General features: G+C 35.9%; 14 protein-coding genes. 3 read left to right on the top strand and 11 right to left on the bottom strand.

All coding sequences use genetic code 11. From position 1 onward, the window contains the following. Positions 1 to 45 precede the first annotated feature (45 nt). Positions 46 to 1,479 carry a 6-phospho-beta-glucosidase gene (locus G577_RS0102585; RefSeq protein ID WP_028789830.1) on the bottom strand — a complete coding sequence of 478 codons (1,434 nt, stop codon included), beginning with the start codon at positions 1,477 to 1,479 and terminating at the stop codon, positions 46 to 48. A 219-nt stretch (positions 1,480 to 1,698) separates the two neighbouring features. Between G577_RS0102585 and G577_RS0102580 the strand changes: the two genes are divergently transcribed. Further along, entirely contained in the window at positions 1,699 to 2,616 is a 918-nt protein-coding gene (locus G577_RS0102580; protein WP_028789829.1) for a MurR/RpiR family transcriptional regulator, read from the top strand. 246 nt (positions 2,617 to 2,862) lie between these two features. On the opposite strand, the gene G577_RS0102575 is transcribed toward G577_RS0102580, so the two are convergent. The 5 genes from G577_RS0102575 to tyrS all read right to left on the bottom strand — a co-directional run bounded on the left by G577_RS0102575 (position 2,863) and on the right by tyrS (position 7,232). Further along, positions 2,863 to 3,078, bottom strand: coding sequence for a YneF family protein (locus tag G577_RS0102575; RefSeq protein ID WP_028789828.1), 216 nt, complete (start codon positions 3,076 to 3,078; stop codon positions 2,863 to 2,865). Positions 3,079 to 3,172: 94 nt separating this feature from the next. Continuing rightward, positions 3,173 to 3,982, bottom strand: a complete 810-nt coding sequence (locus tag G577_RS0102570) for an aldo/keto reductase (protein ID WP_028789827.1) — start codon at positions 3,980 to 3,982, stop codon at positions 3,173 to 3,175. An 89-nt stretch (positions 3,983 to 4,071) separates the two neighbouring features. Beyond that, the gene (locus G577_RS0102565; RefSeq protein WP_028789826.1) at positions 4,072 to 4,962 is read right to left on the bottom strand and encodes a deoxyribonuclease IV; all 891 of its coding nucleotides are present in this window, start codon (positions 4,960 to 4,962) and stop codon (positions 4,072 to 4,074) included. A 29-nt stretch (positions 4,963 to 4,991) separates the two neighbouring features. After that, positions 4,992 to 5,906: an AEC family transporter gene (locus tag G577_RS0102560; RefSeq protein WP_028789825.1), complete on the bottom strand. Its 915-nt coding sequence runs from the start codon at positions 5,904 to 5,906 to the stop codon at positions 4,992 to 4,994. A gap of 63 nt (positions 5,907 to 5,969) precedes the next feature. Then, the gene (gene tyrS / locus G577_RS0102555) at positions 5,970 to 7,232 is read right to left on the bottom strand and encodes a tyrosine--tRNA ligase (protein ID WP_028789824.1); all 1,263 of its coding nucleotides are present in this window, start codon (positions 7,230 to 7,232) and stop codon (positions 5,970 to 5,972) included. A gap of 144 nt (positions 7,233 to 7,376) precedes the next feature. Between tyrS and G577_RS0102550 the strand changes: the two genes are divergently transcribed. Further along, positions 7,377 to 9,725 carry a transglycosylase domain-containing protein gene (locus tag G577_RS0102550; protein WP_425314961.1) on the top strand — a complete coding sequence of 783 codons (2,349 nt, stop codon included), beginning with the start codon at positions 7,377 to 7,379 and terminating at the stop codon, positions 9,723 to 9,725. Between the two features lie 419 nt (positions 9,726 to 10,144). On the opposite strand, the gene ccpA is transcribed toward G577_RS0102550, so the two are convergent. After that, complete coding sequence (gene ccpA / locus G577_RS0102545) at positions 10,145 to 11,146, bottom strand: catabolite control protein A (protein ID WP_028789822.1); 1,002 nt, start codon at positions 11,144 to 11,146, stop codon at positions 10,145 to 10,147. 191 nt (positions 11,147 to 11,337) lie between these two features. Here ccpA and G577_RS0102540 point away from each other — a divergent pair, with 191 nt between their 5' ends. Further along, on the top strand, positions 11,338 to 12,441 hold the full coding sequence (locus G577_RS0102540; RefSeq protein ID WP_028789821.1) for an aminopeptidase P family protein: 1,104 nt from the start codon (positions 11,338 to 11,340) through the stop codon (positions 12,439 to 12,441). A gap of 174 nt (positions 12,442 to 12,615) precedes the next feature. Here G577_RS0102540 and G577_RS0102535 read toward each other — a convergent pair whose 3' ends face one another. From G577_RS0102535 to G577_RS0102520, 4 genes are all read right to left on the bottom strand, one after another. Further along, a complete protein-coding gene (locus G577_RS0102535) occupies positions 12,616 to 13,245 on the bottom strand; it encodes a YtxH domain-containing protein (RefSeq protein WP_028789820.1) in 630 nt (209 codons plus the stop codon). 14 nt (positions 13,246 to 13,259) lie between these two features. Beyond that, positions 13,260 to 13,685, bottom strand: coding sequence for a DUF948 domain-containing protein (locus G577_RS0102530; RefSeq protein ID WP_028789819.1), 426 nt, complete (start codon positions 13,683 to 13,685; stop codon positions 13,260 to 13,262). 186 nt (positions 13,686 to 13,871) lie between these two features. Then, the gene (gene galU / locus G577_RS0102525) at positions 13,872 to 14,798 is read right to left on the bottom strand and encodes a UTP--glucose-1-phosphate uridylyltransferase GalU (protein WP_028789818.1); all 927 of its coding nucleotides are present in this window, start codon (positions 14,796 to 14,798) and stop codon (positions 13,872 to 13,874) included. 27 nt (positions 14,799 to 14,825) lie between these two features. Next, positions 14,826 to 15,839, bottom strand: coding sequence for an NAD(P)H-dependent glycerol-3-phosphate dehydrogenase (locus G577_RS0102520; protein ID WP_028789817.1), 1,014 nt, complete (start codon positions 15,837 to 15,839; stop codon positions 14,826 to 14,828). Positions 15,840 to 16,186 lie beyond the last annotated feature (347 nt).

Here is a 16,186-nt window from a genome sequence, read left to right as displayed (position 1 = left end):
AAAAGTATCGCTGTAAGCAAAATTCTTACAGCGATACTTTTTCCTTTACTCGTTGGATAAATCTTCTCCATTAGAAGCGATAACTTTTTTATACCAATCAAACGATTTTTTCTTCGAGCGGTCTAGTGTGCCGTTTCCTTCGTTATCTAGGTCAACATAAATAAAACCATAACGTTTTTTCATTTCGCCACTACCAGCTGAAACTAAATCAATACAACCCCAACTAGTGTAACCCATTAAATCAACACCATCAATCTCTACGGCATCTTTCATCGCTTGGATATGTTTGGCTAAATAATCAATACGATAGTCATCTTCCACATAGCCAGCTTCATCGGGTTGATCAATCGCGCCTAGCCCGTTCTCTACGATAAATAATGGCTTTTGATAACGATCATAAATATCATTCATTGTGATACGCAAACCTAATGGATCAATTTGCCAGCCCCACTCACTTGAGTCTAAATAAGGATTTTCAACAGAGGCAAAAATATTTCCTTGTGTTTGCTTCAATAATTCTGGATCATTTGTAGCCACACGAGAAGAGTAGTAAGAAAATGAGATAAAGTCTACAGTATTTTCTTTCAAGATTTCTTTATCGCCCTCTTCCATTTCTATTTCAATACCACGACGTTCTAAATCTTTTAAGAAGTACGCAGGATATTCACCACGAGATTGGACATCAATGAAGAAATAGCTTTCGCGATCTTTTTTACGTGATTCAAAAACATCTTCTGGACGACAATTATAAGGATAATAAGAGCCAGAAGCCAACATACAGCCTACTTGGTTTTTAGGATCAACTTCATGAGCAATTTTGGTTGCAATAGCGCTTGATACCAATTCATGATGCGCTGATTGATATTTTACTTGCTCCTCATTTTCTCCTTCTTCAAAATATAACCCAGCGCCCATAAAGGGGGCATGTAAGATCATATTAATTTCGTTAAATGTTAGCCAATATTTTACCAAGCCCTTATAACGGTTAAAAAGAGTGCGACAAAGACGTTCATAAAAAGTAATCATTTTCCGATTACGCCAACCGCCATATTCTTTAATCAGGTGCATTGGGCAATCAAAGTGCGTAATCGTTACAAGAGGTTCAATGCCGTATTTATGACATTCGTTGAATAAATCTTCGTAGAACTGTAAACCTTCTTCGTTAGGCTCTGTTTCATCTCCATTAGGAAAAATTCGTGTCCAAGCAATCGATAAACGATAGGTTTTAAAACCCATTTCGCCAAACAAAGCAATGTCTTCTTTATAACGATGATACATATCAATCCCTACTTTTGCAGGAAAATGATGCTCGTTGTCAAAGTCAAACATTTTCTTATGTCCTGCGATAATTTCTGCGCGATCAGGGCCATTAGGTACAACGTCAACGTTCGCTAATCCACGTCCACCTTCATTATATCCGCCTTCGCATTGATTTGCAGCTGTTGCACCGCCCCATAAAAAGTCTTTTCTAAATCCCATCTTATTTCTCGCTTTCTTTTTTATTTAAATAATTTGAAAATGTTTAAAAGCTTTATTTTCGTTTCAAATCTATTTACAAAGTAATTATCTATAATGAGAACTCGTTTAGCAAGTTTATCCTGAATTTTCAATTATTATTTACAGATAAAATAAAAGTATCGACAAATATCGTAAACATCGTTTACAATATATATTAAAACTATGTAAATGAGGTGTTCTATGTTATTAACAGAAAAAATCGAAGAAATTTCTTTTTCTCCTGCAGAAAGAGAAGTCGTTCGTTATATTCTTACAGACTATACAAGAATTGAAAATACTACAGTAAAAGAGATTGCCGAAAAAAATTACGTACATCCCTCAACTTTGATTCGGGTTGCTAAAAAAATAGGATTTCACGGTTGGAACGATTTCAAAGACGCTTTTTTAAAAGAACAAGACTATTTACACAATCATTTTGTACAAACAGACGCTAACCTGCCTTTTACAGAAAATGATAGTATTCTAACGATCGCGCAAAAGATTGCTTCTTTAGAACAAGAAACGATTTCTGATACCCTTTCTTTGCTTGAACATAAAGAACTTCAAAAAGCTACCGATCTATTATATCAATCAAAACAAATTAAGATTTTCACTTCAAACGCAAATCTTCTAATTTCACAAGATTTTGCTTTAAAAATGCGTCGGATTAAAAAGCAAACGAGCGTGGCAGAAACTATTGGAGAACATGTCTATGAAGCCTATAGCACAGACAAAAATACTTGTGTCCTAATGATTTCTTATACAGGTGAAAATGAGATGCTTAAACGAATTTTGCCTATTTTAAAAGCACAAGGAGCAACAATTATTGTTTTAACAGGAATTGGTGATAATACCTTAGCGAAATTTTCTAATTGTCATCTACGTTTAGCTACAAGAGAAAAACTGTATTCAAAAATTGGTAGTTATACAACCAGTACTTCGGTTTCTTATCTATTAGATATTTTATACAGTACGGTTTTTGCTAAAAATTATCAAAAAAATATGGCCCATTTAATTGCTATTGGAGAAGAGTACGATAATCGCACCAGTACATCGCCAGTGATGCATGAAAATAATTCTCCGAAAATTCAAGTGACTGATGCAATTATTCCAAATTAACTCTTTAAAAAATCTAAAGCTTCTAAGAAAAACTTGTTCTAGATTTTTTAGATTTTAGACCTACTTAACGATTTCAGCTCTAGTTTTTCTCATTTCTTGACCTACTTATTAATTTCAGCTCTAGTTTTCCTGATTTCTTGACTTACTTTCCTTTTTCAACTCTAGTTTTTTTAATTTCTTGACCTACTTTTGTTTTGTAGCTCTAATTTTCCATAAAAAAAAGCGAATCACCACGATCCGCTTTTTTTATTTCTGATTTTTCATCTGTTGCATCATTTGACGAATTTTCTTTTCAGAAGGTTTTTGTCCCATTGACATCATCATTGTACGTAACATATCTTCATTAATGGGTGGATTTTTTTTCATATAGTTTTCCATATATTTACGTGCCAAAAAGAAACCGCCAACAGCACCAATAATTAAAGCGAGCACCGCAATCAAAATTACATAACCGATTGACATTTTATACTCTCCTTTCCTCTAAGCTGTCCACAAAGTATTCTACTAGAAAAATAACGAAAAGAAAAGATAAAAGTGAGCCTTTTAGGTAATTGCCTTATAACCGATCTAATTCTTCCATATCTTCTTGTGTTATGGAAAAATCGACCTTCGCATTTTCTGAAATATATTTTTCATGAACGGATTTAGGTAATGGCAATATATCTTTTTCCAACAAATAACGGATGGCAACTTGTGGAATAGATTTACCATACTTTTCTGCTATTTTTTGGATACGTTTATCTTCTAAAATTCCTCCAGTGGCTAAAGGAGAATAACCTTCCACTAAGATTGAATTGTTTTGACAAAATTCTATGGTTCCTGTGCTTAAATTCCCAATGTAGCACTTGATTTGATTGACCATAGGTTTAACATTCCCATTTTCAATAATATTTTTTAAATCATCCACATTAAAGTTTGAAACGCCGATAGCTCTCGTCTTTCCGTCTCGGTAAGCATCTTCTAAAGCTTTCCATACTTGAATATTTTTTTCATCATCTTTTTCTCGTACTTCGCCAATTCTACTCCAAGGCCTTGGTGCGTGGATCAACAACAAATCAACTTGAGCTAATCCTAAGCGTTGTAAAGATTCATCAATATTGTCCATCGCTTGAGTATAAGAATCTGTTTCCGCTGGAACTTTGGTAGTCACAAAAATTTCATTACGATCAACAGAAGCATCGTTTATTGCTTGTCCAACGTTTGTTTCATTGCCATAAACATAAGCCGTATCTACGTGTTTATAACCATTATCTAACGCATATTTCGTTGCACGATACGCATCATCAGGTGGCGTTTGCCAAGTTCCAAAACCAATCTTAGGAATTTTTACATCATTGACTAGTTGGAATGTTTCATCTAAAATCATTTGCATCCCTGCCTTTCTACTTTTATTATACAAAAAATCCAAGGAGTATACAAAAAAGCAGAACTATTAAACGTTCTGCTTTTTGTCATTTATTGTTGTTTAACTTTTTCCAACATATCAGAGTCAAATTCTCCCTGATGAAGCATAGAAATTTCGTATCCGTAGGGCGGTTTTTTATCTTTTTTATCTTCACCTACCCAAGGAGTCTCTAAGATTTTAGGCAAATTAACTAATTGATCGTGATGGACCACTTTATTTAATGCATCAAATCCAATGGTACCAAAACCGATATTCGTATGCCTATCCTTATGGGAGGCAAGTTCATTTTTAGAATCATTGACATGAACAACTTTCAAACGATCCAAACCAATGATTTGATCAAATTCTTCCAATACACCATCAAAATCTTCACGAATGTTATAGCCAGCGTCGCTAACATGACAAGTATCAAGCGTTATCGAAAGTTTATCATTTAATGTAACACCCTCAATAATACTTGCAAGTTCTTCAAAAGAGCGTCCAATTTCAGTCCCTTTGCCGGCCATCGTTTCTAATGCAATTTGCGCTTTTTGGTTTTTATCCAACACCTCATTTAAACCTTTAACGATTTGAGCGATACCGGCCTTGGCACCTGCACCTACATGAGAGCCAGGGTGTAAAGTAATCTGGTTGGCCCCTAGTGCTTCTGCACGTTGAATTTCATCTTTCATAAACTCAATGGCAAACTCAAACATTTGTGGTTTATTCGTGTTCCCCAAATTAACAATATACGGCGCATGGACGACAATATTAGATAATCCGTGTTCTTTCATATAATTTTTTCCTTCTTCAATACGCATATCTTCAATCGCTTTTCTACGTGTATTTTGCGGTGCACCCGTATAGATCATAAAAGTTGAAGAATCATAACTAGCAGCTTCTTCTGCGGAACCTAAAAACATTTTTTTACCTTTCATAGAAACATGCGAACCTATTAACATAGTATTCCTCCTAAATTTTTCAATTTTCTCTAAATCGTAGGAGCCAACAACAATAATATAAGTGTCATTAATGGTAAACTTATTAAGAAACTTATAGATGAAGCAACACCCACGCTTTCCTCTTTGACACCGGCTATGACTGAGTTAACAACACCAAATAAAGGAACAGGCGTTACACAGAGTAAACACAATATCATTTTAGCAAGAGGTTCCATTGGCAACAAATAAAACAATCCCACAAAGGCCATTCCCATAACATAACGTAAAGTTAACAATTGAAATACCGTATTACGATCTTGAGGAGGTAACCGTAACTCCAAATACAGACCTATCATAAACATTGACAAGAAAACATTCGCATTTGCCACTGGTTCTAAAATCGTTAAAAAGGCCGCAGATAAATCCAAAGAAAGTAAACGCAAAGCTAACATTACTATATAACAAGTAAAAGGGATAGAAGAAAATAATTGCCGTAATACATCTTTGAAGGTTACGCCGGTATCTTGACCTGTCAAGCGATCACCGAGCACTTTCGTTCCTCCAGCAAGCATAATACTATTCCCTGTATCAAACATAGAAAGTAAAGGGACTCCTAAAGGTAGGAATCCTTGCACAAAGGGTAAAGTGAAGTTTCCTATATTAAAACCGGTAGCACAGTATATAAAAAATTGCTGCTCTGTTTTTGTTTTGTTTTTCGTTATAAAATAGCTAATAAAAATTTGTAAAATAGACCAGAAAAATCCAATCAATACGAACAATAATAAATTACCTTCAATATCTAAATTGACTAAATTAATAATAATGACGGCTGGCAAGGTAACGTTCATAATGATAATAGACAAACTAGAACCATCTGCTTTATGTAAAAGACCAATTTGCTTTAAAAAATAAGCCAATACAATAATGAGAAACAATCCCACAGCTTGTACAATAATTGCCCCCATAAAAAACTCCTTTTGAAATAATGAAATCACAAGAAAGCAAGTCTCTTGTGATTTCCTCTTCTTTTAAAAGCGTAATATAAAATACCTTTTTTTCCCACGACGAATAACGGTCGTTTCCCCACCTAATTTATCTGCTTCTTGAATTTCATAATTCGTATCTTGAATACGATCACCATTAAGATAAATTGCTCCATTATTTATGTCTTCTCTTGCTTGTCGTTTTGAGGATTCAATACCAGCAGTAATCACTATGTCCACTAAGTTTAAGGAATCTTCAGTATTTACTTTGTAGGCTGGGACTCCATTGAAAGCTTGGTCTAATTCCTCTATACTTAGCTCTTTAACAGATCCACTAAATAATGCTTCTGAAATTCGCTTTGCTTGTTCATAACCTTCTTTTCCATGAACTAAAGTAGTTACATCTTTAGCTAAAGCTTTTTGTGCAGCTCTTGTTTCAGGCGCTTGATTAAATTCTTCTTCGATTTTTGCAATTTCATCCAAATTAAAGAAAGTAAAGTATTTTAAGAACCTAATGGCATCACGGTCATCCGTATTTAACCAAAATTGATAAAATTCATACGGGCTTGTTTTATTAGCATCAAGCCAAATCGCGTTGCCTTCTGTTTTACCAAATTTTTTCCCATCGGCTTTAGTAATTAATGGAATAGTAATACCAAAACCTTGTACATCCTCTTCACGATGTAACAGTTCAATTCCTGAAGTAATATTTCCCCACTGATCACTACCGCCTAACTGTAAAAGACAACCATGTTTTTGATATAGCTTTAAAAAATCATAAGCTTGTAGTAATTGGTAAGCAAATTCCGTATAAGAAATCCCTGCTTCAATACGACGCTTTACACTTTCTTTACTCATCATATAATTAATTGTAAAGTTTTTGCCTACATTTCTTAAAAAATCAATTAAAGTCATTTCGCCTAACCAGTCATAATTATTGGCTACAATTGCTGGATTCTTTTCATTATCAAAATCAATAAACTGAGATAGCTGCCGTTTAATACTATTAGACCAGTCTTGGACGGTTGCCAAAGGATTTAATTGTCTTTCTTGGTCCTTAAATGAAGGATCTCCGATCATTCCTGTCCCACCGCCAACAAGTGCAATGGGCATGTGACCATTTTGTTGAAAACGTCTAAGCATCAAAATCGGCAACAAATGCCCAATATGTAAACTTTCTGCAGTAGGATCAAAGCCTACATATAATTTTACAGACTCTTCGTTTAATTTTTTTTCTAACGCTTTTTCATCAGTAATTTGATGAATCAGACCGCGTTGCTTTAGCTCTTGTAAAAAGTCTGATTGCATGGTATTTCCTCCTTATAATTTATACTCAATGTAATGATAACCGAAAAAAAAGTGAAATAAAAGTCTTAGTTTTATCTTAAAAGAATCAAACTATTCAAGTTGCTTTTTTTTTGCTATAATCATACAGAAGTAAAAATAAATGAGGTGACGTGTTTGTCGCAGCAGAAAAAAAATTCTCAAAAAACAAATCAACAGCAAGGTTCTGGCTGGTTTTATCTCCATATCGTAATAAGAGTCATCCAGTCGCTTCTGTTAACCCTTGTCTGTTTGGTCTTATTATTAGGTGCTCTTGGTGCAGGTATTGGCGCAGGTTATTTTGCTTATCTAGTCCAAGATACTGAAATACCTACCAAAGAAGAGTTAGAAGGAGATCTTGAAGACGTTGATGAAACTTCAAGTTTAGCTTATGCAGACGGTAGCAATATTGCAAATATTGACACAGAGTTACATCGCAATAGCGTAGAATCAGATCAAATATCGGATACATTAAAACAAGCCGCTATTGCTACAGAAGATAAAGATTTCTATCAACATGATGGCGTCGTTCCCAAAGCAGTCTTACGAGCCCTTGTCTCTGAAGTAACTGGCATCGGTTCAAGTGGTGGATCAACCTTAACACAGCAAATTGTCAAACAACAAATTTTGTCTGATAATGTAACATTTGAACGGAAAGCAAATGAAATTTTGTTAGCACAGCAAGTTGAAAATAATTTCTCTAAAGATGAAATTTTGACAATCTATTTAAACGTTTCTCCTTTTGGACGAAATAACCAAGGGGAAAACATTGCTGGAGCTCAAGAAGCTGCTCAAGGAATATTTGGCGTAGATGCCAATGAGTTGAACTTACCGCAAGCTGCATTTATCGCCGGCCTACCACAAAGTCCGATTGCTTATAGCCCTTATACGAATTCAGGTAAACTACAAGACGACTTAGAATCTGGGCTAGAACGAAAAGACTATGTTTTATTTAGTATGTATCGTAATCACGACATTTCAAGAGAAGAATATGAAGATGCCCGAGATTATGATTTAACTTCAGATTTTCTAGAAAGAGAAGATCCTGCTGAAAGTAATGATGACCAAAGCTTCTTATACGATACTGTCATGAATGAGTCCTTAAAAATTATTGCTAGGCAGTTAGCAAATGAAGATGATGTAAGTAGCGATGAGTTCTCTCAAGAAGAAACTTATCAAACTTATATCCAAGAAGCTCAACAAAGATTAGTAAACGGCGGTTATACTGTCAATACCACGATTGACCAAGATATTTACGATGCTATGCAAGATACAGCGGAAAACTATGGATACTTATTAGATAATAACAACCAAGTTGAAGTTGGTAATGTGTATATGGACAATGAAACTGGAAGAATTCTTGGCTTTGTTGGTGGACGAGATTATGAAGAAAATCAATTTAACCACGCATTTAATTCTACTAGACAAGCTGGTTCAGCGATTAAGCCTGCATTAGTGTATGGACCAGCTATCGACCAAGGGTTAATCGGTACTGAATCTCGTGTTTCAGATTACCCAGCAGATTGGCAACAAGGGGAAAACGAAGGCGATCCTATTGTCAATGCAACTAATGAAGGAACAGAAACTTTCCAAACCATCCGCGAGTCACTGGAATATTCAAGTAATATTGCTAGTTATCATATTTATCAAGAACTTTTAGATGATAAAAACGATGCTTCTTTTGTTTATGATAATTACTTACAAAAAATGAATTATCCAGAGACAGATGCGTGGACTTATGAATCAGCATCTTCTGGCGTTCCTGAAGTAACCACATTAGAACAAACAAATGGATTCCAAACATTAGCCAATGGAGGAGTCTCCCAAGAAGGATATCTGATTGAATCAATTACCGACTCTAGTGGTGAAGCATTGTATGAACACGAAGAAAATCCTGAGCGCGTTTATTCTAGAGCGGCTGCCTCAATCATGAACGACTTAATGCGTGATGTTCTCGATAGTGGATACACGACGGACTTTATATCGGGTGTTAGCAATTTAAATTATAATCTTGCCAATGCTGATTGGGTAGGAAAAACAGGTACGACTGATGAGTACAGAGATTCTTGGCTAGCCGTTTCTACTCCAAGAGCAACTTTAAGTAGTTGGTCTGGGCGTGAAGATAATGAAGGAACCGACCGTAACGCTAGTGATCGTACCGCTCGCTATATGGCTCAACTTGCTAATTCGATTTATCAAGCTGATCCAGACAGTCTAGGAGTTGATGAAGAGTTTGAATTAGACGACGATGTTAATGAAGAAGAAGTCTCTGAATTTACGGGAACTCAAGTCGATGATGACGATACTGTTGAAGTCGATGGTTCAACAATGCGTGTTCCTAACGATACAACAACTTCTTATTGGGCTCAAGGAACTCCGCCAGGTCCAAGCTTCCGATTTGGCATTGGTGGTAGCGAAGATGATTACGAAGACTACTGGCAAAATGGGCCTGATGACAACGATGATGATGACGATTAATAAAAGAACCAAGGACGGTTATAATAGCCTTCCTTGGTTTTTTTATATTGATTGTTACGTCAAATTCAACCATTCTAAGTATTTTAGTATTTCTTCAATATTTTTTGAATATAATTGTTTTTCTAAATTTACTGTTCTAATTAGGTTACTTTCCAAGTCAAATTCTTCAATAAGTGTTTTATCTTATTGGGTATAAAGTAACCACTTTAGTTTGAAACTGTTCTAATAGCCCTTTTTCACTTGTCACCCACTTTCTAGATTCTTCCTTCACAAAAAATGTTATTCATTTGCTCTACATTGTGATGAACGGTGAAAAAAGTTGTCAATGTGATAAGTAAAATACTCCTATCCTAGTTTTTGGCCATAAAAAAACGCCTCAGTAACTGAGATGTTTTTTTAGTATTTCATTTGTCCAATATTTATTTGGTTGATTCTTTTTCCATGATTGTTGACGGAAGTTCGATCGTTTTTTGTTCGATTTCTTCTCTATTCATCAACTTCGTTAATAGCCGCATAGCTACAGCTCCAATATCATAAAGTGGCTGTGCAATACTTGATAAACGTGGACGTGCTACATCAGTCAATAGAGAATTATTACTAGTGATAATTTCAAAATCTTTTGGAACATCCACCCCTTGGTCATAAAGACCATCTAAAACACCAATAGCTAATTCGTCATCCGTAACATAAGCAGCTGTTGCTCCACTATTTAACACACGCTCTACTAAAGCTAGACCATCTTTAAAATTATATGGTGATTCAAAAATCAACCCTTCATTATAATCCAAGTTATTTTCTTTTAACGCATCTTTATATCCAGTGAGGCGATTTTGTCCATTAATCGCATCAATTAATGCCCCACTAATAAAAGCTATTCTTTCATGACCATTTTTAGCCAATAGAGAAACTGCTTCTTTCGCTGCTTCTTTATAATCGATATTTACACTACCTACTTGCTCATCTGGATCAATTGAACCAGCCAAAACTACAGGGGTTTTCGAACGAGAAAACTCTGCACGAACTTTATCTGTAATACGATGACCCATAAAGATAATGCCGTCTACTTGCTTAGCTAATAGATTATTTAACACTTGTACCTCTTTAGCACTATCACCATCTGAATTGGCTAAAATAATATTGTATTTATACATAGTAGCCACATCATCAATACCACGTGCCAAAGAAGAAAAGAACATATTGCTGACATCTGGAATAATCACGCCAATCGTTGTGGTTTTTTTGCTAGCTAATCCACGAGCTACTGCGTTTGGACGATAATCAAGACCGTCAATCACTTCTAACACTTTTTTGCGAGTTGCTGGCTTTACATTGGGATTCCCGTTAACAACCCGTGAGACCGTTGCCATGGAAACATTTGCTTCTCGGGCTACGTCATAAATTGTAACTGTCTGTTTTTCCATATTTAAATCTCCTATCACTTTTTATTTTCTGAAAATCTCTTTTTCATTTCTTTTCTAGAATAGCAAATTTAAATCAAAGGTGCAACCGTTTTACTTCATTTTCATGAAAATGCTTTTTTCTTAAACAAATTTTAGAAATTCTCTTATAAGAATGCTAAAATAAAATAAATAAGTTAGAAAGAAGGCACTATATGAACAATGAAAAGATAAATGAATTAACAAAGTGGATGAAAGCAAACGGGACAGAGCTAGCTTATATTACGGATCCTAACACCATCGCTTATTTTACAGGTTTTGCTAGTGACCCTCACGAGAGAATCTTGGCTTTGTTCTTTGCAGTTGATAAAGAGCCATTCTTATTTACACCCGCATTAGATGCTCAAGCAGCTAAGGAAAGTGCCTGGAAATATGATGTTATAGGTTATCAAGACTCACAAGATCCATGGAAAATGATTGCTGAAGAAATACACAGACGTTTCGGCGAGCCTTCAGATATTGCTATCGAAAAATCTTCTTTGAATTTAGATCATTTTGAGGCATTTGCAAATCATTTCCCAAGAACAGATTTTTCTAAAAACTTATCGCCAGTTATTGAACGAATACAATTATACAAAACACCAAATGAAATTAACACGCTTATTGAAGCCGGCTCTTGGGCAGATGTGGCTTTTGACATTGGCTTTTCTGCTATTAAAGAAGGAGCTACTGAAGCTGAAATTATTGCTGAAATTGAGTATCAACTAAAACGTAAAGGCGTAGCTAAAATGTCATTTGATACAGAAGTATTAGCTGGGGCTAAAGCTGCTAACCCTCATGGAACTCCCGGAGAAGCTTCTGTTCAAAAAAATCATTTTGTCTTATTTGATCTAGGAGTCATTTGGAAAGGCTATTGTAGTGACGCTACACGTACGGTAGCTTTTAAAGAACCGACAAAATGGCAACGGGATATTTATAATATCGTATTAGAAGCTCAACTAACCGCCCAAGAAGCTGTAAAACCTGGCGTCAAAGCAAGTGAGTTAGACAAAATAGCACGGGAAGTCATTGAAAATTATGGATATGGCGAAGCGTTTAACCATCGTCTAGGACATGGTATTGGTACGACAATTCATGAGTACCCTTCATTGGTTGCCGGAAATGATTTAGTGCTTGAAGAGGGAATGTGCTTTTCTATTGAGCCAGGAATTTATTTACCTGGGGAAGTTGGCGTACGTATAGAAGACTGTGTTTATGTAACTAAAGATGGCTGCCAACCATTTACTAAAACCAGCAAAGAATTACAGATTATTGAATAAGTATTTAAATAATCCATTTCTTTAAATAAAGGATGGATTATTTTTCTATATAGTTTATTATGATCTACCTTAGTTTTGAGCGTTTCTAAGGTGCCTCCTACACATCCAAACACAATAAAAAAGCCGAGTAAGAGCAACGACAAAATTGCTCTACTCGGCAAAAGCTATAAATATTTATTCTTCACCCGGATTATTCTTTTCAACTTCATCTTTTAAGTCTCCTACTGAATCATCAAAGTCTTCTTTGATATCTTCATGTTCGGCAGCTAAATTATCTTTGGTTTCGCTGGTTACTACATCAGCTTGATCTTTAGCATCTTGTGCAATCGAACTTCCCTCAGAAGCTCCTTGAGCTACTGTCTCTTGCACTGCGTCTGAAGTATCTTTGACATCAATAATGATATCTTCTGCTGTATCTTGAACTTCATCAGACACCGCTGCAGCTGTGTCTTTTGCGTCTTCTGCCATATCACTTGCTAAATCAGCGTAATCTGAAGCGGCATCGGAAACTGTATCTTTCACATCTTCTGCTGTATTTTGGGTCTTACTTTTCATAGATCCTGCAAGATCGCTAGCTTGCTTGCTGAGATCGTCCGCTTTTTCCTTAGCAAGGTCCGTTAAATCGCTGCCCTTATCTTTTGCAATATCTGTATAATCTGAAGCAGCATCTAAAGCATGGTCTACCTGCTTTGCTAATTTCTCGCGCAATTCTTTACCTGATTCAGGTGCTAATAACAAAGCTGTCACTGCAGCTGCAGTGCCTCCAACCACAGCACCTAGTAAAAATCCATCTTTTTTTCCCATGAAAATCCCTCCAATTATTTTTCTTTATTCCGTTGTTTAAAAAATTTCATTGCGGTTTTTCCTACCTTGCCAGCAACTGTTGTTTGTGCTGTTGTCTTTCCTAAATCATTAATTCTTGAAACAAGACTTTTTCCAGAAGCATTTAACTCTGAAATGCTAGTACTTAAATCAGCAATGGCGGTAAATAGTGGATCGATAGTAGCCACTTTTTTGTTCACATCTGAAAATAATTCATTTCCCTTTGTTAGTAGTCCTTCCACTTCTCGTGAAAGTAAATCAACATCTTTTGTTACTACCTCTATCGTATTATTCGCTTCTTCTACAGTTTTTTCTACGGAAGTTACGGTTTTTTCAACTTTCATCAATAACCTTATCAGGAAGATGACGAGTACTGCAAATGCGATAGCGGCAATTAAACCGGCAATACCTCCAGCAGTCATACCAAAACCCCTTTCCTATTTTCTTAATATATATAAGCATATCATTTTCAAAATTTTAAAACAAATAATAATCGTTCTAATTACTGAATTTTTTTCGGCAATCCGATGATCATTCAATTTCCTAGGCCGCTTACTTTATTGAAAAACATTGCTGATAGTTAATCGCTTAAAAGAGAAAAATAGCTATCATTCTTCTTCCCTAGTTGTTGTATCTACTGAAGATTGATTAGCTTGTTTCTTTTGACTCAATTGATTACCAAGTTCAATAATATAATCCGATAAATCATCTTTAATTTGTGGGTGAACAAGGCCATATTCAATACTTGTCTTCATAAACCCAAATTTATCCCCAACATCAAATCGTTTGCCTCTAAACTCACGGGCAAATACACGCTGCGTTTTGTTTAAAATATCGATAGCATCCGTTAACTGGACTTCTCCTCCAGCACCAGGGGCTAGATTTTCTAGGATGGTAAAAATCTCTGGTGTTAATAAGTAGCGTCCAATGATCGCCAAGTCACTTGGAGCCACTTCTGGTTCGGGTTTTTCAACAAAACTATTCACATTGTACAAGCCGTCTTCAACTTGTCTTTCCGGATTGATAATTCCATATTTAGAAGTATCTTCATGAGGGACGTCCATTACTCCAATAGTGGATGCATGCGTTTTTTCATAATCATCTATCAATTGTTTACTAAGTGGAATTTGATCTTTCATCAAGTCATCTCCCAGCATAACCACAAAAGGCTCATTTCCTACAAAAGCTTTTGCTTGCAAAATGGCGTGGCCAAGCCCTTTGGGGTGTGATTGCCGAATAAAATGTAAATTAACGTCAGTGGTTTCTTCCACTAACTTTAATAAATCGTCTTTTCCTTTTTCTCTTAAATTCATTTCTAATTCTAAATTAGCATCGAAATGATCTTCAATCGGGCGTTTCCCCTTACCAGTAACAATTAAAATATCTTCAATCCCAGAATCTAATGCTTCTTCCACGATAAATTGAATCGTTGGTTTATCAACAATAGGAAGCATCTCCTTAGCCATTGCCTTTGTCGTAGGCAAAAAACGAGTGCCTAAACCAGCGGCTGGAATGACTGCTTTTTTTACTTTCATTCGAAAGGTCTCCTTTACTTTTTGTTTTTAAGAAAATTCGTTTTCTATTTTACCATCACGCATCATAATATCTTTAGCTGCTTGGCGAATATCCTTATCTTCATAAAGGACGCGATAGATTGTTTCAGTTATAGGCATGTCCACATTCAATTGTTCTGCTAATTCCATAGCTGCTTTTGTTGTAGACACACCTTCAATAACCATTCCCATGTTATCTACTACATCTTGTAGTTTTTGTCCTTTTCCAAGCATGTTACCTGCACGCCAGTTCCGTGAATGAACACTTGTACAAGTCACAATTAAATCCCCTACACCACTTAAACCACTAAATGTTAATGGGTCTGCGCCCATCGCTACACCTAAACGGCTAATTTCAGCTAGCCCTCGTGTCATAATTGCTGCTTTAGCGTTATCTCCAAACCCAAGTCCTGCAATTGCTCCAGAACCAATGGCAATAATATTTTTTAAAGCGGCGCCTGTTTCAACACCTACTACATCGTTATTTGTGTAAATTCGTAAATAGCCATTCATAAAGGTTTGTTGAACATATTTCGCCGCTTCATCATCCGAACTGGCAGCAGTAATTGTAGTAATATCATGTACAGCGACTTCTTCCGCGTGACTTGGTCCAGATAAAACAACAAGTCCTTTTCTTTTTTCTACAGGAAACTCTTCATCAATTACCTCAGAAATTCGTTTATGGCTCCCTTGTTCTAAGCCTTTTGAAGCATGTACAATATAAGGTTTATTTTCAACAATCGTAGCTAATTGCTTAGCCACACTACGAATCGCTTTTGTAGGTACCACTAATAAAATAGCATCGGCATCTGTGACCGCTGTTTTTAAATCTTTCTGCCCTTTAATATTTTCTGGGAGTTTTAAATCGGGCAAATAATGTCGGTTGGTATGATAAGTATTAATTTCATCAATTTGAGCGGGGTTATCTCCCCATAAATTCACCTCATGTCCATTTTCAGATAACACTTGGGCTAAAGCTGTCCCCCAAGAGCCAGGGCCTAAAACAGTAATTTTTTGTTTCAATAGTGAAACCTCCTCGTAAAATATATTTATAAGCATCATCTCTGATGCAAACATTCTGGTTCTTTGAAAATAAAATAAATAACATTCATCAATAAAAGCTTTAAGCAACACAATGTTTCCCTTTTGTTAAAGCGAGCTTTGCTCGCCAAGGCAAGGAGCGGAGCTCCGCGCAGCTCGTGATTCTTGAACGAGCGGAGGGCGTTTGGGATCTTGTTTCGATATTGTGTGGTTCCTGAGATATAATAGTCAGTGGAAAGGATCCACATGGGATTGTGCTATTTCCTCCTGTAGTTCTGTCTACGCGTTTAAGCATGCAACCCAGACCGTTGTTATCATTACCAACACAC

It is taken from the genome of Tetragenococcus muriaticus DSM 15685 (assembly GCF_000423785.1).
In the GTDB taxonomy this organism is placed as follows: Bacteria; Bacillota; Bacilli; order Lactobacillales; family Enterococcaceae; genus Tetragenococcus; species Tetragenococcus muriaticus.
This window is presented reverse-complemented; position numbering and strand designations above follow the sequence as displayed.